This window comes from Bradyrhizobium sp. HKCCYLRH1034, assembly GCF_051168375.1.
Classification (GTDB): Bacteria; Pseudomonadota; Alphaproteobacteria; order Rhizobiales; family Xanthobacteraceae; genus Bradyrhizobium.
In genome coordinates, this window is the sequence record NZ_JBNPUW010000007.1 from 264,786 (window position 1) to 288,026 (window position 23,241).

Annotated in this window: 23 protein-coding genes; 5 read left to right on the forward strand and 18 right to left on the reverse strand. The window is 66.3% G+C overall.

The genetic code is table 11. From position 1 onward, the window contains the following. Window positions 1–43 precede the first annotated feature (43 nt). Complete coding sequence (gene argS, locus ACQR0W_RS18945) at window positions 44–1,840, reverse strand: arginine--tRNA ligase (RefSeq protein WP_316170167.1); 1,797 nt, start codon at window positions 1,838–1,840, stop codon at window positions 44–46. Between the two features lie 8 nt (window positions 1,841–1,848). Beyond that, window positions 1,849–3,015 (reverse strand): deoxyguanosinetriphosphate triphosphohydrolase, encoded by a 1,167-nt coding sequence (locus tag ACQR0W_RS18950; protein WP_316170166.1) that lies wholly within the window; start codon window positions 3,013–3,015, stop codon window positions 1,849–1,851. 111 nt (window positions 3,016–3,126) lie between these two features. Between ACQR0W_RS18950 and erpA the strand changes: the two genes are divergently transcribed. Continuing rightward, entirely contained in the window at window positions 3,127–3,468 is a 342-nt protein-coding gene (gene erpA, locus ACQR0W_RS18955; RefSeq protein ID WP_315711699.1) for an iron-sulfur cluster insertion protein ErpA, read from the forward strand. Window positions 3,469–3,486: 18 nt separating this feature from the next. Here erpA and ACQR0W_RS18960 read toward each other — a convergent pair whose 3' ends face one another. The 3 genes from ACQR0W_RS18960 to ACQR0W_RS18970 all read right to left on the reverse strand — a co-directional run bounded on the left by ACQR0W_RS18960 (window position 3,487) and on the right by ACQR0W_RS18970 (window position 8,627). After that, window positions 3,487–5,802 (reverse strand): hybrid sensor histidine kinase/response regulator, encoded by a 2,316-nt coding sequence (locus ACQR0W_RS18960; RefSeq protein ID WP_315750995.1) that lies wholly within the window; start codon window positions 5,800–5,802, stop codon window positions 3,487–3,489. 761 nt (window positions 5,803–6,563) lie between these two features. Beyond that, entirely contained in the window at window positions 6,564–7,304 is a 741-nt protein-coding gene (locus tag ACQR0W_RS18965; RefSeq protein ID WP_316170327.1) for a metallophosphoesterase family protein, read from the reverse strand. 417 nt (window positions 7,305–7,721) lie between these two features. After that, window positions 7,722–8,627 carry a LysR family transcriptional regulator gene (locus ACQR0W_RS18970; protein ID WP_315711695.1) on the reverse strand — a complete coding sequence of 302 codons (906 nt, stop codon included), beginning with the start codon at window positions 8,625–8,627 and terminating at the stop codon, window positions 7,722–7,724. 96 nt (window positions 8,628–8,723) lie between these two features. On the opposite strand from ACQR0W_RS18970, the gene styA reads away from it, so the two are divergent. Beyond that, on the forward strand, window positions 8,724–9,971 hold the full coding sequence (styA, locus tag ACQR0W_RS18975) for a styrene monooxygenase subunit StyA (RefSeq protein ID WP_316170165.1): 1,248 nt from the start codon (window positions 8,724–8,726) through the stop codon (window positions 9,969–9,971). A 23-nt stretch (window positions 9,972–9,994) separates the two neighbouring features. Then, a complete protein-coding gene (locus tag ACQR0W_RS18980) occupies window positions 9,995–10,522 on the forward strand; it encodes a flavin reductase family protein (RefSeq protein ID WP_316170164.1) in 528 nt (175 codons plus the stop codon). Between the two features lie 322 nt (window positions 10,523–10,844). Here the strand turns inward: ACQR0W_RS18980 and ACQR0W_RS18985 are convergent, their stop codons facing one another. Then, window positions 10,845–11,087 carry an aldo/keto reductase gene (locus tag ACQR0W_RS18985; protein ID WP_316170163.1) on the reverse strand — a complete coding sequence of 81 codons (243 nt, stop codon included), beginning with the start codon at window positions 11,085–11,087 and terminating at the stop codon, window positions 10,845–10,847. 78 nt (window positions 11,088–11,165) lie between these two features. On the opposite strand from ACQR0W_RS18985, the gene xth reads away from it, so the two are divergent. Continuing rightward, on the forward strand, window positions 11,166–11,957 hold the full coding sequence (gene xth, locus ACQR0W_RS18990; protein ID WP_315711692.1) for an exodeoxyribonuclease III: 792 nt from the start codon (window positions 11,166–11,168) through the stop codon (window positions 11,955–11,957). Between the two features lie 14 nt (window positions 11,958–11,971). Then, a complete protein-coding gene (bla, locus tag ACQR0W_RS18995; protein WP_315827514.1) occupies window positions 11,972–12,841 on the forward strand; it encodes a class A beta-lactamase in 870 nt (289 codons plus the stop codon). Here bla and ACQR0W_RS19000 read toward each other — a convergent pair. From ACQR0W_RS19000 to ACQR0W_RS19055, 12 genes are all read right to left on the reverse strand, one after another. After that, on the reverse strand, window positions 12,796–13,635 hold the full coding sequence (locus tag ACQR0W_RS19000; protein WP_315750983.1) for an urease accessory protein UreD: 840 nt from the start codon (window positions 13,633–13,635) through the stop codon (window positions 12,796–12,798). The two genes, bla and ACQR0W_RS19000, sit on opposite strands and share 46 nt — an antisense overlap. Then, window positions 13,632–14,276 (reverse strand): urease accessory protein UreG, encoded by a 645-nt coding sequence (gene ureG / locus ACQR0W_RS19005; RefSeq protein WP_316170162.1) that lies wholly within the window; start codon window positions 14,274–14,276, stop codon window positions 13,632–13,634. The genes ACQR0W_RS19000 and ureG overlap by 4 nt, the downstream gene beginning before the upstream one ends. Next, window positions 14,273–15,979 (reverse strand): urease subunit alpha, encoded by a 1,707-nt coding sequence (ureC, locus tag ACQR0W_RS19010; RefSeq protein WP_316170161.1) that lies wholly within the window; start codon window positions 15,977–15,979, stop codon window positions 14,273–14,275. The genes ureG and ureC overlap by 4 nt, the downstream gene beginning before the upstream one ends. Window positions 15,980–15,982: 3 nt before the next feature. Beyond that, window positions 15,983–16,681 carry an urease subunit beta gene (gene ureB / locus ACQR0W_RS19015; protein WP_315750978.1) on the reverse strand — a complete coding sequence of 233 codons (699 nt, stop codon included), beginning with the start codon at window positions 16,679–16,681 and terminating at the stop codon, window positions 15,983–15,985. 16 nt (window positions 16,682–16,697) lie between these two features. Further along, on the reverse strand, window positions 16,698–17,375 hold the full coding sequence (locus ACQR0W_RS19020) for an urease accessory protein UreF (protein ID WP_316170160.1): 678 nt from the start codon (window positions 17,373–17,375) through the stop codon (window positions 16,698–16,700). Then, entirely contained in the window at window positions 17,368–17,817 is a 450-nt protein-coding gene (gene ureE / locus ACQR0W_RS19025) for an urease accessory protein UreE (protein WP_316170159.1), read from the reverse strand. Before ureE ends, ACQR0W_RS19020 begins: the two co-directional genes overlap by 8 nt. A 164-nt stretch (window positions 17,818–17,981) precedes the next feature. Next, a complete protein-coding gene (locus ACQR0W_RS19030; RefSeq protein ID WP_316170158.1) occupies window positions 17,982–18,284 on the reverse strand; it encodes a putative quinol monooxygenase in 303 nt (100 codons plus the stop codon). After that, the gene (locus ACQR0W_RS19035; RefSeq protein ID WP_316170157.1) at window positions 18,284–19,798 is read right to left on the reverse strand and encodes an amidase; all 1,515 of its coding nucleotides are present in this window, start codon (window positions 19,796–19,798) and stop codon (window positions 18,284–18,286) included. Before ACQR0W_RS19035 ends, ACQR0W_RS19030 begins: the two co-directional genes overlap by 1 nt. An 86-nt stretch (window positions 19,799–19,884) precedes the next feature. After that, window positions 19,885–20,586: an ABC transporter ATP-binding protein gene (locus ACQR0W_RS19040; RefSeq protein WP_315827507.1), complete on the reverse strand. Its 702-nt coding sequence runs from the start codon at window positions 20,584–20,586 to the stop codon at window positions 19,885–19,887. After that, on the reverse strand, window positions 20,583–21,311 hold the full coding sequence (locus ACQR0W_RS19045; RefSeq protein ID WP_315711676.1) for an ATP-binding cassette domain-containing protein: 729 nt from the start codon (window positions 21,309–21,311) through the stop codon (window positions 20,583–20,585). Before ACQR0W_RS19045 ends, ACQR0W_RS19040 begins: the two co-directional genes overlap by 4 nt. A 1-nt stretch (window position 21,312) precedes the next feature. Then, window positions 21,313–22,368 carry a branched-chain amino acid ABC transporter permease gene (locus tag ACQR0W_RS19050; protein ID WP_316170156.1) on the reverse strand — a complete coding sequence of 352 codons (1,056 nt, stop codon included), beginning with the start codon at window positions 22,366–22,368 and terminating at the stop codon, window positions 21,313–21,315. After that, window positions 22,368–23,234, reverse strand: a complete 867-nt coding sequence (locus ACQR0W_RS19055; RefSeq protein ID WP_315711674.1) for a branched-chain amino acid ABC transporter permease — start codon at window positions 23,232–23,234, stop codon at window positions 22,368–22,370. The genes ACQR0W_RS19050 and ACQR0W_RS19055 overlap by 1 nt, the downstream gene beginning before the upstream one ends. Window positions 23,235–23,241: the final 7 nt, after the last annotated feature.

Sequence of the window (23,241 nt, forward strand, 5' to 3'; positions counted from 1 at the left end):
TGCCAGATTGAGGCCCCCAACTGAAGTCGTGTGTTTCCCCCAATCAGCGCATTGCATCAGGAGCATTAACGCCCAAGATCGCAAGTCCCGACGCCAGAACCGAGACGACGCCCTGAACCATGGCCAAACGTGCCTTGGTCAATTCTGCATCATCATCGATAATGAAGCGTAAATAGGGCAAATCCCGCCCCCGCGTCCAGAGGGCGTGAAATTCGCTTGCAAGTTCATACAGGTAGAAGGCGATCCGGTGCGGCTCATGCGCCAGCGCTGCGCTCTCCACCGTACGTGGGTACAGTGCCAGGCGTTTCAAGAGGTCGTGTTCGGCCGAGTCGGAGAGTTTTTCGAGGTTGGCCTCGCGGAGGAACGCTAACCGCGCCCCCTCGTCCTCCGGCAGGTCCCGGAAGCTTTCTCGCGCATTGCGAAAGATCGAATGCCCCCGCGCGTGGCCATACTGGACATAGAATACGGGATTGTCGCGCGACTGCTCGATGACCTTGGCGAGGTCGAAATCGAGCACGGCGTCGTTCTTGCGGTAGAGCATCATGAAACGGACCGCATCGCGCCCCACTTCATCAACAACTTCCCGCAAGGTGACGAAGTCGCCGGAGCGCTTCGACATCTTCACCGGCTCGCCATTGCGCAACAGCTTGACGAGCTGCACGACCTTGACGTCGAGCACGGCCTGTCCGGCCGTCACCGCTTTCACCGCCGCCTGCATGCGCTTGATGTAGCCGCCGTGATCGGCGCCGAATACGTCGATCAGGTCGGCGAAGCCGCGCTCGAACTTGTGCCGGTGGTTGGCAATGTCGGAGGCGAAATAGGTGTAGCTGCCGTCCGACTTGATCAGCGGACGATCGACGTCGTCGCCATAGGCCGTGGCGCGGAACAGAAGCTGCTCGCGATCCTCCCAATCCTCCACCGGCGCGCCCTTGGGCGGCGGCAGACGGCCTTCATACACGTCGCCCCGCTCGCGCAGGAACTCGATCGTGTCGGCAACCTTGTTGGTGCTGCCTGCAATCAGCGAGCGTTCCGAAAAGAACACGTCATGACGGATGTTGAGCGCGGCGAGATCATCCTTGATCTCGGCCATCATCATCGCGATCGCCTTGTCGCGCACGATCGGCAGCCACTCGGTCTCAGCGAGCGCCTTGAGCTTGTCGCCGTGCTCGGCCGCGAGCGCCTGCCCGACCGGCTTGAGATAGTCGCCGGGATAGAGCCCTTCCGGAATGGCGCCGATGTCCTCGCCCAGCGCCTCGCGATATCTGAGGAAGGCGGAGCGCGCGAGTACGTCGACCTGAGCGCCGGCATCGTTGATGTAGTACTCGCGGGTGACGTCGCGGCCGGCGAACTGCAACAGGCTGCATAGCGCGTCGCCGAACACGGCGCCACGGCAATGGCCGACATGCATCGGCCCGGTCGGATTGGCCGAGACGTATTCGACGTTGACCTTCGGCGCGCCCGGCACCGGCGCAACGCGGCCGTATTCGGCGCCTTCGCGCAGGATCGTCGCCAGCGCCTTCGCCCAAACCGTCGGCTGCAAAGTGAGATTGATGAAACCCGGACCGGCGACGTCGACCTTCGCCACCAGCGCATCTTCGCGCAGGCGCTGGGCGATCTGCTCGGCGAGATCACGCGGCTTAGCCTTCGCCTCCTTGGCGAGCACCATCGCCGCGTTGGTGGCCATGTCGCCATGGCTCGGGTCGCGCGGCGGCTCGACGACCACGCGCGAAAAATCGATGCCCTCGGGCCAGCCGCCATCCTTGGCGAGCGCGGCGCAGATCGCGTGCACGCGGGCCAGCATGTCGGCGAAAAGATAGGGGGTGGACGCTTGTTCAACCATGCCGCCGCCTAACGCAAATCCGGAGTCGAGTCAAAAAGCCGGTGGTGCTCCGTTAAGGCGAAACGGTCCGTCATTCCGGCGATAAAATGGCCGATGCGGCGAGCCCGATCGCCCTCGCCGTCGCAACCGTCCAGCCAGCCCGCGGGCAGCGTCGAACCGTCCTCATGGTAGCGGCCGTACAGGTCGGCGACGATGCGCTCGGCGTCGCGCATCACCCGCATCACCCGCTCATGGCGGTACATCCGCTGCCAGAGAAACCCCTTGATGGTCGCCTCATGCTCGGCCACATCGGCCGGAAATGCCACCAGCGGCCCGCTGTGCCGCCTGATGTCGTGAGGCGACATCGGCTGCGCCCGCGCGATCCGGCGCTCGGCCTCGGCCGCCACGGCGGCGATCAGGTAGGAGATCAGCTCGCGCACCAGCTCGGCGCCGCGCCGGATCGGATCGAGCGCCGGATATTGGCGATCGATCTCGGCGATCATCGCGGCCAGCAGGGGAATTTCCTTGAGGTCGTCGACCGTGAACAGGCCGGCCCGCAGCCCGTCGTCGATGTCGTGGGCGTCATAGGCGATGTCGTCCGCGAGCGCCGCGACCTGGGCCTCGAGCGAGGCGTAGCTCCACAGCTCCAGGTCGAACCGGGTATTGAACTCGGCGATTCCCGGCGGGATCGGCTCCTGCAACGGCCCGTTGTGCTTGACGATGCCCTCGAGCGATTCCCAGGTCAGGTTGAGTCCGTCGAAATCCGGGTAGCGCTGCTCGAACGACGTGACGATGCGCAATGTCTGGGCATTGTGGTCGAAGCCGCCATGGTCCGCCATGCAGCGGTTCAGCGCGCGCTCGCCGGCATGGCCGAACGGCGGATGGCCGAGATCATGCGCCAAGGCCAGCGTCTCCGTCAGGTCCTCGTCGAGGCCGAACTGCCGGGCCAGCGCGCGGGCGATCTGGGCCACTTCCAAAGAATGGGTCAGGCGGGTGCGGTAGTGGTCGCCTTCGTGGAAGACGAACACCTGGGTCTTGTGCTTCAGCCGGCGGAAGGCGGTCGAATGGATGACGCGGTCGCAATCCCGGCGAAAGGGGCTGCGGGTGCGGGACGGCGGCTCGGCGAACAGGCGGCCCCGGCTGCGATCGGGATCGCAGGAATAGGGAGCGCGGGGGGCAGCCATTCCGACCGACACGGGCGATTGTTCCTTTTGCGGTTTGATTCCTCGGCGGAGCCCACTTAACTATGGGGAGCGCCCGGCACCAAATGAATAGGGCATGACGCGCTACCTCGGAGACCTTTCGCCATGACTGATGCCTCGACCGGCCCCGTCACCATCAGCGAACGCGCCGCCCGCCGCATCGGAGAGATCCTCGGCAAGGAGAGCGCCGGCGCGATGCTGCGCATCTCGGTCGAAGGCGGCGGCTGCTCCGGCTTCCAATACAAGTTCGACATCGACCGCGCCAAGGCCGACGACGATCTCGTCATCGAGCGCGATCGCGCGGTCGTGCTGGTCGATCCGGCCTCGGTGCCGTTCCTCGCCGGCTCGGAGGTGGATTTCGTCGACGACCTGATGGGCGCCTCGTTCCGGGTCAATAATCCCAACGCCACCGCCTCCTGCGGCTGCGGCACCAGCTTCTCGGTCTAGCGTCCCCTCGTTGTCGGCTCAGGCCTCCGCCGTCGCAGCCGGGACATCTGACGGCGCAAGCGCCGGCGCCTCGACGTTTGGCGCGGGCGTTCCGATCGCCTTCAGCATTGCCGCCACCATGGCCGGCTTGCGCAACGGCTTGGCCAGAAAGTCGGTCATGCCGGCCTCGCGGCATTGCTTGATGTCGTCCGGGAAGGCGTTCGCGGTCAGCGCGATGATCGGCAGCTCGGCGAGCCGTCCACCCTTGGCCCGGATGGCCCGGGTCGCGGCGATGCCGTCCATTTCCGGCATGCGAACGTCCATCAGCACGAGGTCGAACTCCTGTTCGTCGGCCGCCTTCACCGCCTGCACGCCATCCGGAACGATGCATTTATCGACCGGGAACTCCTGCAGCATCTTCGACACAACCATGCGGTTGGTGGCGTCGTCCTCGGCGATCAGCACGCGCAAGGGACGGCCGAGTGCCTCGATCCGTGCCTTGAGGTCGCCGGCGCCGACCCGGTCGCCGCGCTGATCGGACACCTGCTTGTCGCTCCACGGCAAGGTCAGGCTGAAGCGGAAGGTCGAGCCTTCGCCCTGCACCGACGACACCGCGATGACCCCGCCCATCTGCTCGATGATCCGCCGGGAGATCGCCAGCCCGAGCCCGGTGCCGCCGAAGCGGCGGTTGATCGAGGCATCGGCCTGGGCGAAATCCGTGAACAGCTTGCCGACCCGATCGGCGGGAATGCCGATGCCGGTGTCGGAGACGCGCCACTCGATCGTCGCCCTGTGGTCGTCGCGCGTGCGGCAGGCCACGGCGATGGTGATGCCCCCCTGCTCGGTGAACTTCACCGCGTTGGAGGCGAGATTGATCAGCACCTGACGAATGCGCGCCACGTCGCCCTTGAGCGCCGGCGGCAGCTTCGGATCGATGTCCGCATTGACCAGCAGGCTCTTCGATTTCGCGTTGACGCCCATGATGGCGGTGACCGCCTCGACCAGCGCCGCCGGCGAGAAATCCACCGTCTCGAATTCGAGCTTGCCGGCGTTGAGCTTGGACAGATCGAGGATGTCGTTGAGGATGCGCTGCAGGTTGTCGCCGGACTCGCGGATCGTCATGACCGCGTGACGCTGCTCGTCGTCGAGCTTCGTCTCCAGCAAGGTCGAGGCGAGCCCGAGCACGCCGTTCATCGGGGTGCGGATCTCGTGGCTCATCATTGCCAGGAAGTCGGATTTGGCACGGCTTTCGGCTTCCGCCTGCTCGGCCCGCCAGCGCTCGGTGACGTCGCGGCCGAAGCCGCGATAGCCTGCGAACTTGCCCTCGTGATCCCGCGCCGGCCGCGCCGTCAGCGCCCAACGGCGGCGCTCGCCGCCAGCCACCACGACATGGATCAGAATTTCCGGGATCGACAGCCGCTGCGCCATGCGATCGGCCAACGTCTTGAGCGTCGCCGTATCGGTCGGGCAGAGATATTTCAGCGTATCGATCAGCCGCTCGCCCTTGAGCTGATCGAGCGGAAGCTGGGCCACGTCGGCGAAACGCTGCGGCGCGTCGATCAGCCGGCCCTCGGCATCGGTCTGCCACAGCCAGCTCGCGGCGTTTTCCTGGAATTCCTTCAGGAGCAGCGAGATCGTCTCGTTCTGGCGCTCGTGCCGGATCTGCGCCTTCAGGTTCTCCAGGAACACGTTGCCGTGCGACACCAGGTGCCGCACCATGAACGAGGTGTAGAGCAGCAGGAACACGACGAGCACGAGATAGGTCGCGCCGCCGCACAGAAACAGCGAGCCCACCGAGGCGAGCATCAGGGTCCAGGTGTAGGCGAGACCAGCCCGCGGCACGCTCGACATCGCGAACGCGCCACCGGAGATCATCCCGGTCATCAGCGAACCCACGATGATCTGCAGATGCGGATCGACCTGCGGCATCACGATCAGCGGCAGCGATCCCCAGATCGTCGCCAAGAAGAACGCCTGCAACGTCATCCGGGAGATGGCGCGCTCGGACGCCTCCTGCGGCCGCGACTTGCGCGCGCGCCACCAGCCGCGCAGCGCCATGCCGCCGGCCACGCCGATCGCAGTGCCCCACGCGATGAGGAAGAGATTGGAGACGGTGTTCCAGAACACGCCGAGAATGATGGCCGCGTTCGCGAAATTGATGCCGATTGTCACGGGGACGAGGCGCGCGACGGCATCGACCTGCCGCGCCCGGATGCGCCGGCGATCGCGCTCGGTGAGCGCTTCGTCGTCGAGACCCTCGATGGCGCCGAAGCCGCCGATCCAAAGGAAGAACGCGCCCAGCGGACTGGCGCTTGCGGTTCGCTTCGAACTCGTGGGATCCCCAGGCCAATTCATGAGGGCGCGATGCTTTCCTTGTGGTCCCTTGCCATGCCTGATCGGCTGCTTCAGCCGCGTTAATTGTTCCGCCCGTAGAATTACGGAACCTCCGAATGCGCGCGCCGGCAGCGCCGGATGCAACTCATCGTTCCCGCGGCACGATGTGCCCGAGTCATGATCGTCGGTTTCCCCCTCGTTCAGGTCGAGGGCGCAGGGAATGCCGGGTGCTGGCCGCAACCCATGGCCCGCCTGCAGAAAGAAAGCAGGCGGCAGTCACCACAGGTCCAGCCGGTCAACCGGCATTCCCTGCACGACGGCTCTACGCCTTATACGCATTCTCCCCGGGGACCGGGCTGTCTTGCCCCCGTGACCGGCGGATCATCGTCACCACCGGCGTGGCCTCAGCGTCGGGAGACCAGGACCATGCGATTTCGGCGTGCGCCCTGTGCCGTTCGTCCGCACGGCATCACGCCATGCTGCGGCCCACGACGCCCATCGCATCCCACCCCGCGTGTCGTGACGATCGCGATACGCCCCTCGTGCCGGGGCGGGACGGCGACATAGGAGCATGAATTCTGTAAAAGCGAAACCACGATATTTTTCGCACCGGGACTGGACAGGGCAAATCAGCTTGAAGGCGCTCGTGAAATTAATCTCTCGGCGCACGCTATTCGACGCCGGCTGCGCCCATTGGCATCGCCAACATGGGTCATGCGGTGGATCGATTTGCCCGACGTGCACGCGGGATCGCAATCACCACGTCGTTGTTCGCTGATCCCTCACAGCACCGCGCCGGAGGCGTAGGCACTGGCCCAATGCGGAAAACCGTTTTCGGCGGCACGCGCCGCCGCGTGATCCCAGTCATAGGTCAGCGCCAGCAGCTCGGCCTGCCAATGTCCGCGTCGCTCGGTCAGAACCGCGTAGCGCGCGTGCGGCGAGCGATGTTCGAGCTGGGCTGCGATCGGGATGTCGCCGAACACCGGGCAGCCGACGCTGCCGGGGTTGATCACCAGCGGCCCACGGGGCACCTGCACCACCGCCTGTCGATGGCTGTGGCCGCACAGGACCAGCGTGGCACCGCCGATGTTGGTGAGACGTGAGATGAGCACGTCGCGGCGCGCCGGGACGTAGCGGCCATCGTCCAGCATCTCTTCGAGCAGGAGGGCGCAGTCATCGTCTGGCGTGCCATGCACAGCGAGGATGCCATGCTCCAGCGCGATCCGCGCCGGCAGGGCGTGCAACACACGGCGCTGTTCAGCGGTCAGCGCGGCCTGCGCGAAGCGGCCGGCCGGAGAGAGCTTCTCTTCCGGCAACTCCTCGATCCAACGATCGTGGTTGCCGCGCACCGTGGGCAGCGTCAGGGATTGCAGCAGATCGAACGTCTCCCGCGGCCACAGCGGGCTGGTCACGCAGTCGCCAAGATTGACCGTGGCGTCGACACCGCGCATCTTGATGTCCGCGAACACCGCCTCCAGCGCCGGCAGATTGCCATGCACGTCGGAAATCACAGCCAGCCGCATTGTCGCCCCCTCGCAGTCCCGTCTCTCTTCAGTCGCTTGAGGTAGAACTCTAGCATCCTCGTCATTGCGAGCGAAGCGAAGCAACCCAGAGTCCTTGGCGGCCCTGGATTGCTTCGCTTCGCTCGCAACGACGGTGGAGACGCCGGATGGACTAAAGCGCGGCGCCTCCTCGCTCCGTCTATACTGCAGCGGAGGCGGTGGCCTCGGCGCTCACGACGCTGAGGCGTCGCTGCGCGTCTTCAGCTCCCATGCAGCCACATCCTCCCCGTCATGCCCCCGCAGGCGGGCATCCAGTACGCCGCGGTCCATCGGTATCGCCACAACCGCCTCGGCGCACTGGATCACCCGGTCGAGCCGGGCGAAGACAGTCGCGTTTGTCGCGAGGGCACTGCTCCCTTGGTGGTTGCGAAAATTCCCTCACTGCAGCGCCCCGATCGCGAACACATCCGCGCGCTCGATGATCAGGTCGCGGAACAGGCGGGCGCGGTGCGACATCCATTGCGGGTCGGGATAGACGACGTGAAGCGGCAGCGACGGAACGTCGTAGTCGGGTAGCAGATGGATGAGCCTGCCTGACGCAATGTGTTGAACCGCGCACCAGTCCGGCAGCACGGCGGCGCCGAGGCCTTCCAGCGCCGCCAGGGTCATGATGTCGGCGTCGTCGCAGGTGAGCGAGGGCGTGATGCCGACGACGTGGCGGCCGGTTTCGGATTCGAGGCTCCACTCGTTCTTCGGCGACAGCCGCGAATAGGTCACGCAGGGGAGCTGGCGCAGATCATTGGGCAACCGCGGCGGGCGGTGTCTTGCGAGCAGCGATGGCGCCGCAACCAGCAGCCGCTTGACCGTGCCGACGCGCCGCGCGACCAGCGAGCTGGAGCTGAGCACGCCGATGCGGATGGCGAGCTCCGTCCCGGTCTCCACGAGGTCGACGAACTGCTCGGTGAAGCGGATGTCGAGCCGCACCTCGGGATAACGGCGGCCATATTCGGCGAAGACGTCGCTGAAGAAATGGCGGCCGAACGAGGTCGGCACCGTCATCCGCAAGGTGCCCGAGGGCGCGCCGACGCGCTTCGGCGACGGCATGCCCGCGCTCTCGAACAAGGTGACGATGTCCTTGGCGAGCTTGAGGACGCGATCGGCCTCGGCGGTCGGCCGGAGCTTGCGCGTGGTGCGGACGAACAGGCGACAGCCGAACTGCTCCTCCAAGAGCGCGATGCGCTTGGTGATCGCCGGCTGTCCCAGGCCCAGATCGGCCGCGGCCTGGGTGAAGCTGCCGGCCTCCATGACGCGGATGAAGGTCTGCAGCGCGTCGATCCGGTCCATCCATTCCTCCCCGGAATGAGTTTTATTCTCGTCATTCCGTATACGTCAGGAGGCGGGCTGGTCTAGCCTCTCAAAAAATCAAACGGAGGGGAGACCATGGAGAAGTCGATTGGCATCGTCGGGGCCGGCATCGGCGGGCTGCACCTGGCGCTGTATCTGCAGAAGCAAGGCATCCAGGCTACGGTTCTGACCGACCGCGAGCCGGAACAGTATGCTGCAACGCGGTTGATGAACACGGTGGCCCATCACGGCATCACCGTGGCGCGCGAGAACGAGCTCGGCGTGAACCACTGGGACAGTCCCGAATTCGTCTATCACCACCACGATCACTACTTCAATTTCCCCGGCAGCCCCCTGCTCTTTCGCGGGGCCTTCAAGCAGCCGAGCCGCGCGGTCGACTACCGGATCTACCTGCCGGCGCTGATGAAGGATTTCGAGGACCGCGGCGGCGCGATCGAATATGCCAGCATCCAGGACGACGACATTCCGGCGCTGGTGGCGCGCTTCGACCTGCTGGTGGTCTCGACCGGCAAGGGCGCGCTGGGGCGGATGTTCAGCCACCGGCCGGAGCTGTCGCCCTACAACCAGCCGCAGCGCCTGCTCTGCGTCGGCCTCTATGACGGCGTCGACCACGGCAGCCCCGAGGGCGACGATCCGCGCGGCGTGACGCTGTCGGTCTCTCCGGGCCATGGCGAGATGATCGTGATTCCGACGCTCACCTTCGGCGGCATGAAGACGGCGCTGCTGATGGAGAACATTCCCGGCGGTGACATGGCCGAGCTGGTGTCGCTCAACTACGACGCCGATCCCTCGGCCTTCCGGCAGACGCTGCTCGACAAGCTGGAGAAGCACCATCCGCACACCTACAACCGGATCGACACGCACCGCTTCGATCTGCAGCCGCTGGACCTCTTGCAGGGCGCCGTGGTGCCGACCGTGCGGCGCTCCTCGGTCAGCTTCGACGACGGCAAGATCGCGATTGCGCTCGGCGACGTGCACTCCGTGGTCGATCCGATGATGGGCCAGGGTGCCAACATGGCCTCCTATGCCGCGTTCGAACTCGGCAAGGCGATCACCGAGGCGGTGGCGTTCGACGACCGCTTCGTCGAAACGGTCGATCGCGCGCGCGAGAACCGCGTGCTCGCCGCGGCGCGCTGGACCAACCTGATGCTGCAGCCGCCGTCGGAGGCGATGGGCCGGCTGATCTTCACCATGGCGCAGGATCGCGGGCTCTGCGACGAGTTCACCGACAATTTCAACTACCCGGAGCGGCAGTGGGACCGGCTGGCGAGCGACCGGCGCATTCATGCCTGGATCGACGAGCGGACGCGGCTCGCGGCGTGAGGCGTGATGACGGAGAGCGGCCGATGAGCCATCATCCGGATGCCGTGGGTTTTCGCGCAGCCGCGTCGCGGTTCTCCACCGGCGTGACCGTCGTCACCAGCAGCGATGGCGACGGCGCGCCGGTCGGCATGACCGCCAACAGTTTCACCACGGTCTCGACGCAGCCGCCGACGGTGCTGGTCTCGCTCAAGCGCGGCCGCACCTGGCAGGCGGTGAGCGCGTCCGGCCGCTATGCGGTGAATGTGCTCGCGGCCGATGATGTCGCGATCGGCCGGCATTTCGCCGGCGCGGCCCTCGCACAGGGCGCGCCTGCCTTGGACGCGCGTGACGGCTTCTTCCTGCTGCCGGCGGCCATTGCGCAATTCGGCTGCGAGGTCGTGAACACGGTCGAGATCGCCGACCACACGCTGTTCATCGGCGAGGTCCGCTGGTGCCGCCACCAGGACGGCCTGCCGCTGGCATTCTACGCCAGCCGGTTTCGCAATGGGCTGGGCGCGGAGATAGTGCCAAGCGATGGGCTGGCGTATCCGGCGGAGGGGTGGACGATCTGATCGTGGTGCGCGGTGGGCACGGCGCTGCGCGCCTTTGCCCACCCTCCAAGTCAGTGGAAAATCTGATGCGGTCCGCCGGGACGACTTAGTGAGCCAAACATCGTCACATTGAAGACTGCGGGTCCGGCACAGTCGTGAGGCTCAACCGCCGATCGGTCCGGGGTCGATGCCCCCCGTTGTGGCGGCTCCAGAATGACCGGAGCGCGGCCACGTGACGATCGAACCTAATTTTACTTCCCGTCCGGCGTCGTCGTCAAATGGATCGGCACTGCAGGCACGAGGCCTCAGGCTGATGATCCACAGCAGTTCCGCTCGTCCTGGACTAGCGACGCTCGTTCAGCATCGGGAAGCCGCGCCGATGCCAGACCGGATAGGCCGCCGGCGTGTCGTTCGCGGCGTCGAGCGTGGCCACCTGCTCCGCCGTCAGGCTCCAGCCGACCGCGCCGATAGTCTCGATCAGCTGGCTCTCGTTGCGGGCGCCGACGATGATGGTCGCGACCGTCGGGCGCTGCAGCAGCCAGTTCAGCGCCACCTGCGGAATGTTGCGCCCGCCTGTGATTCCCACGCCATCCGCCTTGACCGGAGTGGTCGCGGCTTGATCTAACCGGGGCCGTTTCTCCTTCCCCCCGGGAACCTCAAGCCAATGCGTATCGCCACTTGGAACGTCAATTCGGTCCGGCAGCGGATCGATCACCTCCTGACCTGGCTCAAGGAATGCTCCCCGGACATCGTCTGCCTGCAGGAGATCAAGTGCACGGACGACGCATTCCCAAGGCTCGAGATCGAGGCGCTCGGCTACAACGTGGTGACGCACGGCCAGAAGACCTTCAACGGCGTCGCGCTGTTGTCGAAGCTGCCGTTCGACGAAACCAAGTCCGGGCTCGACGGCGATGCCGAGGACGTGCATGCGCGCTTCCTGGAGGGCGTGGTCAGTCTCAAGCACGGCGTGGTGCGCATCGCCTGCCTCTACCTGCCCAACGGCAACCCGCCGAACACGGAAAAATATCCCTACAAGCTCAAATGGATGTCGCGGCTTCGTGACTACGCGCGTGAGCGGCTGAAAACCGAGGAGCCGCTGATCCTCGCAGGTGACTTCAACGTGATCCCCGCTGCCGCCGACGTCTCCAACCCCGAGGCCTGGGTCGAGGACGCGCTGTTCCGCCCGGAGACGCGCGAGAGCTTCCAGTCGCTGCTCGGCCTCGGGCTCACCGACGCGCTGCGCGCCGTCACCGATGCGCCGGGGCAGTACACGTTCTGGGACTATCAGGCCGGCGCCTGGCAGAAGAACGCGGGGATCCGGATCGATCACCTGCTGTTGTCGCCGCAGGCCAGCGACCGGCTGGTCGAGGTCGGCATCGACAGCTATGTCAGGGCCTGGGAGAAGCCGTCGGATCACGTGCCGGTGTGGGCCGATTTCGATCTCGAGACCGCGTAACTCGAGGACGGTCCATGACGATCTACACACGGCGGCAATTGTTTCCGCTCGCAATCGTGCCGCTGCTGGCGGCGAAGCCGGTGCTTGCCGCCGACCTGCAGGCCACCATCGCCGGCATCGAAGCCGACAGCGGCGGGCGACTCGGCGTGGCGCTGCTGGACACCGCGAGCGGGGCGCTCAGCGGCCATCGGCTCGACGAGCGTTTCCCGATGTGCAGCACCTTCAAGGCGCTGCTGGCGGGCGCGATCCTCACCAAGGTCGATGCCGGCACCGAGCAGCTCTCGCGCCGCATTCCCATCGCGCAAGGAGACATCCTGTCCTACGCGCCGGTCACCAAGGCCTATGTGGGGACGTCGGGCCTGTCGGTCGGCGAATTGTGCGAGGCGACCGTGACGCTCAGCGACAACACGGCGGCGAATCTGCTGCTGGCGAGCCTCGGCGGCCCCGCCGGCCTGACCCGCGCCATCCGCGGCTTCGGCGACGCCATCACCCGGCTCGACCGCATCGAGCCTGCGCTCAATGAAAGTGTGCCCGGCGATCCCAGGGACACCACGACGCCCGCGGCGATGGCGCAGACCTTGGCGAAGCTGACGACCGGCACGGCGCTGTCGGCGGCATCGCGCGACATCCTGAATGGCTGGCTGATCGCCTGCAAGACCGGTGGCGCCAAGCTGCGCGCCGGCCTGCCCGGCGAATGGCGCATCGGCGACAAGACCGGCGCGGGCGAGCGCGGCAGCAGCAACGATGTCGCCGTGATCTGGCCGACAGGGCGCGTGCCGGTCGTCGTGAGCAGCTATCTCACCGAGACCAAGGCCAGCGACGACAAGCGCAACGCAGTTCACGCAGCGGTCGGCCGAGCCGTCGCCGGCGCGCTCGGGGCCTGAGCCTCGCGATAGATCGCGGCGATCGCGTCGAATCCGGTGCGCAGCTGGCGCATCTGGCGGCCCGCGAGGCGCACGCCGAGACCGGCGCTCTCCGGCAGCAGGCTTGCCGCGGCGTAGAGGCCGTCGATGCGGGACAGCGCATCGGCGAGACGCTGGCGGAGCGCGGTGAGATCGTTCGTCAGCGGCAGCATCAGCACGGCCGAGCCGAATGCGCGATGACCGTTGAAGACGGCGACATCAGGATCGCGCAGCTGCATGCGGTCGATGAGGAGCGGCGCCTCGCCCGTCCGGCGCACGACGAGCGCGGAGTCGAGCTCGCGGAACAAGCGCCCCTGCCCGTCCGGATCATGCATCGTGAAGGCGTCGGTCACGAGGGCCAAAGCATCGGCGGCGCAGTGCAGTTCGAGCACCTGGCATAACGCAGCCCCGGGAAACAGAATACGCGGCTCCGGCCGATAATCGAGCCTGGCGCCGGTCTCGACCCGGAGCAGCACCTGCTCCATGGCACGTGCGCCCGGCTCGGCGCGATGGACTGAGGTGGCGCCCTGCGTGGTCACGCAAACGGCTGCACCCGCATGTAGCGTGAAGCGCTGCGTCAACCGGTCCTCGCCATGCACCGCGCCACTGCCGGTCTGCAGGATCACGCTGAGCAGGTCCGGCCGCTCGGCATCGGTGTGAAAGCTGCGTGTCAGCACGAACGGCCACGCGAACAGCCGGCGGTCGATCACCGTGCGGCCGCCGCGGCGAACGAAGGAGAGATCGAGCCGCGGCGGCTCTGGGGCTGAAGCGCTCACGTGCGGAACAGCACCTCGCGCTCGAGCAGATCGACGATCGCATCAATACCCTCGCCGCGTCGGCAGTTGGTCAAGAGCACCGGACGGCCGCCGCGCACCTCGGCCGCTTCGCGCTCCATGCGATCGAGATCGACGCTGACATGCGGGGCGAGATCGACCTTGTTGATGACGAGCAGATCGGCGCGGATCACGCCGGGGCCGCGCTTGCGCGGGATGTCGTCGCCGCCGGCGACGTCGATCACGAACATCCAGAAATCGGTGAGGTCGCGCGAGAAGGTCGAGGCGAGATTGTCGCCGCCGCTCTCCAGCAGGATCAGCTCGACGCCCGGAAAGCGCCGCTCCAATTCGTCGGCGGCCTCGATGTTGAGCGTCGGGTCCTCGCGGATCACGGTGTGCGGACAGGCGCCGGCTTCGACCGCCGACACGCGCGCCGGGTCGATCAATCCCGAGCGGCGGACGCGCTCGGCATCCTCGGCGGTGACGAGATCGTTGGTGATGACCGCGATGTCGATGCCGCGCGCCTGCAGCGCCGGGATCAGGCGCTCGACCAGAGCGGTCTTGCCGGAGCCGACCGGACCGCCGATGCCGACGCGCGCGGCGATCATCGGCGCATCGGTGCCGGTGAGAGCGAGACGGCTCATCGCAGCATGAACCTCCTCGCGAGCGGCACGGTCGTCGCAGGCGGGCACATCAGCAGCTTGCCGTCGGCGCGGACCTCGAAGGTCTGCGGATCGACCTCGACATGCGGCATCGCCGCGTTGCGGACCATGTCGGTCTTGCGCAGCCAGCGCACGTTCTTGATCTGCACGGTCTCACGGCCGAGCCCAAGCTTAGCGCGGATGCCGGCGTCGACCGCGAGCTTCGACATGAAGTTGACGCCGAGCCGCTGTGGCGCTGCGCCGAGCGCGCCCCACATCCGCTTCTGGATCATCGGCTCGGAGAGACCCAGACTGCCATTGCCGTCGCCCATCGCGGCCCACACCGGGAAGCCGTTCTTGATCACCATGTAGGGCTTGAGGCCGAACGAGGCGCGCGGCCACAGCACGAGATCGGCCATCTTACCGACCTCGATGGAACCGACGACATGATCGATGCCGACGGCGATGGCGGGATTGATCGTGAGCTTGGCGACGTAGCGCTTGATGCGCTCATTGTCGGCGCGCGCGGTGGTCTCCTCGGGCAGCCGACCGATGCGGTCCTTCATCACGCTGGCGAGCTGCCAGCATTTGGCGACGTTCTCCGCGAGCCGGCCCATGCCCTGCGTGTCCGTGCCGAAGATCGAGATCGCGCCCATGTCGTGAAGAAAGTCTTCTGCGACCATCGACTGCGCGCGCACCCGCGCCTCGCCGAACATCACGTCCTCGGGCGCATTGTAGTTGAGCTGATGACAGATCATCGTCATCGGCACGCCCTCCTCCATGCCATAGGAGGTGTAGGGATTGGTCGGATTGGTCGAGGACGGGATCACGTTCGGCCAGGACACCACCTTGAGCAGGTCGGGTGCATGGCCGCCGCCGGCACCCTCGACGTGATACATGTGGATGGTGCGGCCGTCGACCGCCGCCATCGTGTCCTCGCAGAAGCCGTATTCGTTGATCGAGTCGGTGTGCAGATGCACGGCGAAGTCGTTGCGGTCGGCGGCGATCAGGCTCTTGTCGATGACGTCGGGCGCGGCGCCAAAGTCCTCGTGGATCTTGACCGACATGCCGCCGGCCGCGACCGCCTCCTCGACCGCTTCGGGGTTGGAGCCGCCGCGGCCGAACAGCGCGTAGTTCAGCGGCGAGAACTCGATCGATTTCAGGAAGTGCCCGAAATTCGGCCCCGAGCCGGAGCCGACATCGAACACCGGCCCGGAGCCGTTGCCGATCATCGTCGTGGTGCCGCCGGCCAGCGCATGGTCCGACTGTTCCGGCGAGATCAGATGCGCGTGGCTTTCGATCGCGCCGGCGGTGACGATGAACGGGCCGCCGGCGATCGGCGCGGTGGTGTGGCCGACCACCATGTCCGGATGCACGTCCGGCATCACGTCGGGATTGCCGGCCTTGCCGATGCCGACGATACGCCCGTCGCGGATGCCGATGTCGGCCTTCACGATGCCGGCGACGGCGTCGACGATGGTCGCGTTCTTGACGACGACGTCGAGGATCTTGTGGGACGACGTGCGGTGGCCGGCGATGGCCTCGCCGTCGCGCAGGTTCTTGCCGGCGCCGACCAGCAGCTCATGGCCGTAGGTCGTGTAGTCGTGCTCGATCTCGGCGAGCAGGCTGGTGTCGGCGAGCCGGATGAGATCGCCCTTGGTGGGGCCATACAGCTCGGCATAGGCGCGGCGGGTCAGCGTGGCCATGATCTAAGCTCCCAGATAGCCGCGCGACTGCGCGAGTTTCAGCCCGGTCTCGCGCGCGCCGGCCGCGTCGAGCGGGCCGTTGACGAGTCCGGCCTGGCCGCGCACGATGCGGTCGCCGGTGATCGGCACGAGGCGTACCGATTTGGTGACGCCCGGCTCGAAACGGACGCCGAGTCCAGCCGGACGATCAATCTTCATGCCCCAGGCGGCGGCACGATCGAACAACAGTGCGCGGTTGACCTCGAAGAAGTGGGTGTGGCTGCGCACCTGGATGTCCCGGTCGCCGGTGTTGACGACGTCGATGGTGACGGCCGGCAACGCGGTGAACATCTCGATGTCGCCAGGGCCTTCGATGATCTCGCCGGGCACGATGTCGTCGGCGACGGCGCCCTCAGCCGGCTGGATCGGCTCGAACAGCGCCATCACCTTGGTGCCCTCGGCAAACATCAGCTCGACATAGAGCATCGGGATCATCTGGGCGACGCCGGGCTCGACGTCGTCGGTCGTGAGCAGCCGTCCCGCCATGTCGCGGATCTCGGCATAGGGCAGATTGCGGCGCGCCGCGGTCATCACCTCGTCGGTGATGTAGGCCACCGCCTCCGGATGGCTGAGCCTGATGCCGAGCAAGCGGTTGCGCCGCGCCATCTGCGCGGCGTTGAAGATCACGAGACGATCCATCTCGGTCGGCGACAGGTTCATCATGGCGCGGCACCTCTGGTCAGGTCGTGAACATGCGCACGTGCCGCAGCGGACCGCGCGACACGGCGATGTCGATGAAGGGCGTGAAGCTCGACGGCATCGCGTCGTCGTCGGGTGTCTCGTCGAGCAGATCAGCGAGCCGTGCGCGGGCAAGCGCGAGGCTGCGCTGCGACTCGATGTGGCCGATCAGGCCGAGCCGCACGGCGGCGCTGACGAGGCCGGCGACGAGGGTCCAGCCGGAGACCAGTTCGGCCGCGTCGAGGCTAAGGCCGGCATCGCGGCCGGTGATGGCTTGTACCACCGGCAGATGTCCGAGCCGCGCATCGGTTGAAACGCGGGCACGGTACGCCTGAGACAACGGACCGGCGAGCTTGACCCAGACGCCGAGCAGCGCCCTGCCCGCGCGCCGCGAGCCCTCGCGCATCTCGGCCGACGGCGTTGTCGCCTCGGCGAGGCGATCCACGGCGGCGATCGCGGCAATGTCGTCGGCGTGCCAGGCGCGGCGGAGCAGGATGCGATCCATGCTGGCCCAGCGCTGCGCGAGGTGATCGGCAATAACGCCGTCGAGGTCGGCGCGACCGGACAGCAGGCCGTCGGCCGCGAGGCCTTCGATGCCCCAGGAGAACGCAAAGCCGCCGGCGGGAAAGGCACTGTCGCCGAGCTGCAGCAGCGCGAGCACCTCGCCGCGGTCAAACATGATCGCGCTCCACGACCTCGCCGGCATCGAGCAGCGGCTGGATGCGGGCGCGATAGGTGTCGAGCGGGGCATCGAGCAGCACGATCAGATGATCGTCTTCGAAGCGGACGCGCCAGTGCAGGTTGCCGGCGTGCCAGCCGAGCTTCAGCGCACAGGCCGGATCGCGCGCGCGCAGGTGCCAGACCTGCTCCTCACCGAAGCGGGCGATGATCGCGCGATCGGAATCGAGATGCAGCAGCGCGCCGTCGACGAGCTGTTCGTCTCGATCGAGGCTGACGGCGCAGTCGGTGCCGCGATCGGTGGTCAGCCGGAAGCGCCTGCGGCCGGCGTCCTCCGGCGGCACGAACAACAGCTCGATGCCGCCGCGATGCTCCAGCGCATGGAGCCGGCCGGCATAGGCCCTGTCGTCGGCGCGTCCTATGATGCCGTGCAAACGGAGCATCGGCGTGATTTCCTCTCGTTGACGTCATCACTGTCATTCCGGGGCAGCCCGCCAGGGCTGAACCCGGAATCTCGAGATCCTCAGGTACGCAATTGCGCACCATAGTTCGATGCTGTCGCATCGCCCCGGAATGACTGTGGAGACGGTTGGTACCTCCCAGCGCACTACCGCAGCGTCGCCGACACCTCCTGCGACGTCACGAGAATGACCTCGCCGTCGAGGATCGGCTTGGCGACGCCGAAGAAGGTCGCCACCGCGGCGGAGCCGTTGTGGCGGTCCATCGCGGCCTTGTCGGCGAAGCGCTCGTAGGTGGTGAACAGACCGGGCTCGGTCTCGCTCTGCGAGATGAAGAACCCGATCGTCTCCGGCTCGTTGGCCGCGACATGGGCCGCGACGGCGACGAGAGCGTCGCGCATCGTGGCCTCGTGTCCCGCCTTGGCCCTGATGACCGCGGTGATGGTGATCATCAGAAGGTCTTCCAGTCGCCGTCGGCCTCGAACGCCGCCGCCGCCTGGTAGATGGTGGATTCGGCGTAGTCCTTGCCGATCAGCATCAGGCCGACCGGCAGGCCGTCCGAGAGGCCGCACGGCAGGGTCATCGCCGGATGGCCTGTCACGTCGAACGGGCTGGTCGTCGCGGTCATCTCGAAGGCGCGCTGCACCACCTCGGCGAGCGGCGCATCCTTGGCCGGGATCGGCGTGGCGACGCACGGCAGGGTCGGCATCAGCAGCAGGTCGTAGGAGCCGAACATGGCATCATAGGCCGCCTTGGCCTGAATCGCGATGTTGCGCGACTTGGCGTAATAGCGGCCGCGATAGTGCTCGAGGCCCCACTGCCCGACCAGCATGGTCAGCTTCAACGTCACCGACAGATCGTCGGCGCGCGTGCGCCAGCCGGAATGCGCATCGAGCAGACCGACGTCGTAGAGGCCCTTCCAGTTGAACCCCATGCCGTTGCCGAGCATCATCTGCACGAGGAAGCCTTCGAGCGTGATTGGATTCCATGCCGCCAGCGCATGCATGTGTTCGGGGATCGAGACTTCCGACACGCTCGCGCCCATCTTGGCGAAGCGCTCCGCGCCAGCCTTGACCTTGGCGACCACGCCCTCTTCCATGTTGGGCGCGCTGAAGCCTTCCTTGAGCACGCCGATCTTGAGACCCTTGACGCCCTTGCCGAGCGCCTCGGTGTAGGCCGAGACCTTCGGCGCATATTGCCGGGGATCGAGACCGTCGGCGCCGGCCAGCACTTCGAGCAGCAGCGCATTGTCGGCGACCGACTTGGTCATCGGCCCGGTGTGGTCGATCGTCGATTCGATCGGCATCACGCCGGTGTAGGGCACGAGGCCGTGGGTCGCCTTCATGCCGTAGATGCCGCAATAGGAAGCTGGAATGCGGATCGAGCCGCCCTGGTCGCCGCCGATCGCCATGTCGACCTCGCCGGCCGCCACCAGCGCGGCGCTGCCCGACGACGAGCCGCCGGCCGAATAGCCCATCTTCCAGGGGTTGTGCACCGGCGCCGGATCGGAGGTGTGGCTGCCGCCGGACAGGCAGAAGTGCTCGCACACCGCCTTGCCGACGATGGTGCCGCCGGCATCGAGAATGCGGGAGACGATGGTGGCGTCGGCGGCGGGAATGAAACCTTCGAGCGTGGTCGAGCCGTTCATCATGGGAACGCCGGCGAGCGCGACGTTGTCCTTCAGCACGACGCTACGGCCGGCGAGCTTGCCGCCCGCTGCGCCCTTGACCTCGGTCTTGATCGCCCAGGCGTTGTACTTGTTCTCCTTCGGCATCGGCTTGGCGCCCGGCGTGCGCGGATATTTCACCGGCGGCAGCGGGTTCGGCAGCTCGTCAATGATATCGTACTGGTCGAACATGCCGCCCATCAGCGACAGATATTCGGCGGCCTCCTCGACCGTCATGTTCATGTGCAGGCTGGCGGCGAGATCGGCGACTTCCTCGGCATTCGGGCGTTTGATGGACATGAGTCATCCTTTCTTGTGAGGACAAGCTGGGCAGAGACAGCAGATTGTCAGTTCAATGGGCCGGCGCAGCTGCGCCGGTACGGGCTCTAGCTCGGGACCATCTGACCTTCCCGGGCCAGGAGAGTCTCACGGTCGAGTTCCTCGGTGATACGCCCCTTCTGGATGTGCAGGATGCGGTCCGATAACGACGTGATGAATTCGAGGTTCTGCTCGACCACGATCAAAGACATCTTCCAGCGCGACTTCAACGCCAGCAGCGTCTCGATGATCTCCTCGATGATCGACGGCTGGATGCCTTCGGTCGGTTCGTCCAACAGGATCAGCTTCGGCTTGGTGCACAGGCAGCGTGCCAGCGCCAGCAATTGCTGCTCGCCGCCGGACAGCGCGCCGCCGCGGCGGTCGAGCAGGCGGACCAGCCGCGGAAAATCCTGCAGCACAGCATCGATGACGCTACGGTCCTCCTTGGGAGCCGCGGCGAGCCCCATGCGCAGATTTTCCATGACCGAAAGGTCCGGAAAGATCTCCCGGCCCTGCGGCACCAGACCGATGCCGAGCCGCGAGCGCTCGTGCGGCTTGAGATGCGTGATGGCTCGGCCTGCGAACACCACCGAGCCGTCGGTGGTTGGCAGATGCCCCATCAGCGTGCGCAACGCCGTGGTCTTGCCCATGCCGTTATGGCCGAGGATGCCGAGATATTCGCCGTCGGCGACCGTCAGGTCGACGCCAAACAGGATCGGGATCCGGCCATAGCCGGACTTGAGCCCGTTGACTTCGAGAAGCGCACTCATGCCGCCACCTTCTTGCCGAGATAGACGTCGCGGACGCGCTGGTCGGCGAGCACCTTGTCCACGGTGTCCTCGACCAGCACGCGGCCCTGGTGGAACACCGTCACGCGCTTGGCGATCTGCTTGATGAACTCCATGTCGTGCTCGACGACCACGATCGCACGGGTCTGGTTGATCTCACGGATGATCGCAGCGGTGTGGAAGGTCTCCTCGTCGGTCATCCCCGCGGCGGGCTCGTCGAGCAGGATCAGCTCGGGCTCGGCGGCGAGCACCATGCCGATCTCGACCCATTGGCGCTGGCCGTGCGACAGCGTCGCGACGATGCTGTCGGCGTAGTCGGTCAGCCGGATCATCTCGAGCACGGCATTGACCGCCGGACCCTGCTGGCGCGGGGTCGCCTTGCGGCGCACCGCCATCCAGATGTTCTCGCGCACCGAGAGGCCGTTGAATACGTTCGGGACCTGGGTCTTGATGCCGATGCCCATGCGCGCGATCTCGTGCGACAGCTTGCCGGCGATCGGCATGCCGCGGAACGCGATGCTGCCCGACGTTGGCACCAGTTGTCCGGTCAGCGTCTTGAAGAACGTGCTCTTGCCGGCGCCGTTCGGGCCGATCAGGCAGCGCAGCTCCATCTCCTGCAGGGTGAAGGTGATGTCGTCATTGGCGACGACGCCGCCGAAGCGCATCGTCAGGTGCTCGGCCTTGAGCAGAGGAACCAGGTCTGCCATGTCATTCGGCTCCTGCAGGATGCGGCGCCGCAGCGGATTGCACCGGTGGACCATTGGCTTTCGGCTTGGAGTCCGGCATCAGCCGCATCACGAGATCGCGGGCGGTCGGCACCATGCCCTTCGGCAGCAGCAGCACGAAGATCACCAGCACGCCGCCGAGCACGAGGTTGGAGTTCAACAGCTGCTGCGAGCCGATATAGGCGACGATGTATTCGATGACGACGCAGCCGATGATCGGCCCCAACAAGGTGCCGAGCCCGCCGACCGTGATCCAGATGATGATCTCCGCCGACAGCGACAGGCTGAAGATGGTCGGACTGACGAAGGCGCCCCAGTTGACGTAGAGCGCGCCGGCAAGCCCAGCGATCGCACCGCCGAGAATGAAGGTCAGGCACTTCACCAGCCGCGGGTCGTAGCCGAGCAGCGAGGCCCGCACCTCGTTCTCGCGCACCGCGACGATGATGCGCCCGGCCGGCAACGCCAGCAGCAGACGCAGCAGCAGGAACACGCCGAGCAGCACATAGGCCGTGGTCCACCACGACTGCTCGGGCGACAGCACGGTCGAGGGATCGAACGGCATGTTGAAGGTCGGCACCGCCGGCATGCCGTTGAAGCCGCCGAGCAGCGCCTTGCCGATCTTGTACGCATCGCCCGAGGTCGAGTTGACCGAGTTGAACAGGATCAGGGTCACCGTGAGCGTGATGACGCCGAGATAGACGTCGGAGATGCGGCCGAAGAAGATGAAGTAGCCGAGGATCGCCGCGAACGTCGCCGGGACCGCGATGGCCACCAGGATCGCAGGCGTCGAGTCCTGGAAATTGATGGCCGCGATCGCATAGGCATAGCCGCCGAGCCCGAAGAACGCGGTCTGCCCGAACGACAGGATGCCGCCGAAGCCCCAGATGAAGGCGAGGCTGAGCGCCAGCACCGCCATTGCAGCGAACAGCGTCAGCTGCATCAGCGCGAACAGCTCGATCACGCTCGGCACGATCGCAATCGCTACGATGGCAAGGACGATCGCGCCCACCTGGCCGGAAAGACGGAGGTGCTTGTCCATCACAGGTTTCCCTTGAAGAAGCGCCCGGAGATGCCCTGCGGCAGCAAGCGGATCAGCACGATCGCGGTGGTGAAGACGATCACCTCGCCATAGACCGGCGTGGTGAAATAGGCGCCGATCTGGTTGACCGAGCCGAACAGGCTCGCGGCCGAGAGCGTGCCGGAGAGGATCGCGGCGCCGCCGCCGACCACGGTCATGAACGCCTTGGCGACATAGGCGCCGCCCATCACGGGGGTGATGCCGGAGACCGGCGCCAGCAGGCCGCCGGCGAGGCCGGTCACCGCCGCACCGAGCGCGAACGTGCTCATGTAGACCCGAGCCGGGTTGACGCCGAGCGTCGCCGCCATCGCCGGATTCTGCATCGTGGCGCGCGCGACCAGGCCGAAGCGGGTGTAGCGCATCACGCCATAGATGATCGCCATCATGACCGCCGCCATCAATGCGAGGAACAACGTGTAATAGCTCGACTGATACGAGCCGATCGAGAAGCCGCCGAGCGGCGTCGGCACGCCCTGCTGGGTGTTGCCATAGATCGTCGTGATGATCCCGATGATCAGGAGGCTGAGGCCCCAGGTCGCAAGCATCGAATCGACGAGACGGCCATAGAGGAAGCGGATCAGGCAGCGCTCGATGACAAGGCCCACGATGCCGACGAACAAGGGCGCAATGATCAACATCGCGATCCAGATGTTCACACCGGCATTGGCGGAAATGACGGTCGCATAGGCGCCGAGCATGATGAACTCGCCATGGGCGAGATTGATGATCTTCATCATGCCGAAGATGATCGCCAGTCCCAGGCACAGCAGGAACAGCGACGAGATTCCATTGAGGACGTCGAGCGCGAGGATGACGTAGATCGCCATGCGGGGT